Genomic DNA, 626 nt, shown 5'->3' with positions numbered 1-626 from the left:
TGACCAGTAGCTCCAGTTTGTCCCGTTGCTCCTGTCTGACCAGTAGCACCCGTTTGTCCAGTAGCTCCCGTTTGACCGGTAGCTCCTGTTTGTCCTGTTGCACCTGTTTGTCCCGTGGCACCTGTTTGACCAGTAGCTCCAGTTTGTCCTGTGGCACCTGTTTGTCCAGTGGCTCCTGTTTGTCCTGTAGCACCCGTTTGTCCTGTAGCTCCTGTTTGTCCCGTAGCACCCGTTTGACCCGTTGCACCTGTTTGACCAGTGGCTCCTGTTTGTCCTGTAGCTCCTGTTTGTCCCGTAGCTCCCGTTTGACCCGTTGCACCTGTTTGACCAGTGGCTCCTGTTTGTCCAGTAGCACCCGTTTGTCCAGTAGCACCTGTCTGACCTGTAGCACCTGTTTGTCCTGTGGCTCCCGTTTGACCCGTTGCACCTGTCTGACCAGTAGCTCCAGTTTGTCCTGTAGCACCTGTTTGACCTGTTGCTCCAGTTTGTCCTGTGGCTCCCGTTTGTCCCGTGGCTCCTGTCTGACCAGTAGCTCCTGTTTGACCAGTAGCACCTGTTTGTCCTGTAGCTCCAGTTTGTCCCGTAGCACCCGTTTGTCCTGTAGCTCCTGTCTGACCAGTAGCTCC

1 protein-coding gene is annotated in these 626 nt (G+C 55.3%); it reads right to left on the bottom strand.

Annotation, left to right across the window (positions count from 1 at the left end; all coding sequences use genetic code 11):
- Positions 1-626: hypothetical protein (locus tag Q1B37_RS24200; RefSeq protein ID WP_299903351.1), on the bottom strand; the 626-nt coding region annotated here is incomplete at both ends.

It is taken from the genome of uncultured Aquimarina sp. (assembly GCF_947492965.1).
GTDB lineage: Bacteria > Bacteroidota > Bacteroidia > Flavobacteriales > Flavobacteriaceae > Aquimarina.
Note: the sequence above shows the minus strand (reverse complement) of the source record. Positions and strands in the feature narration are given on the sequence as shown.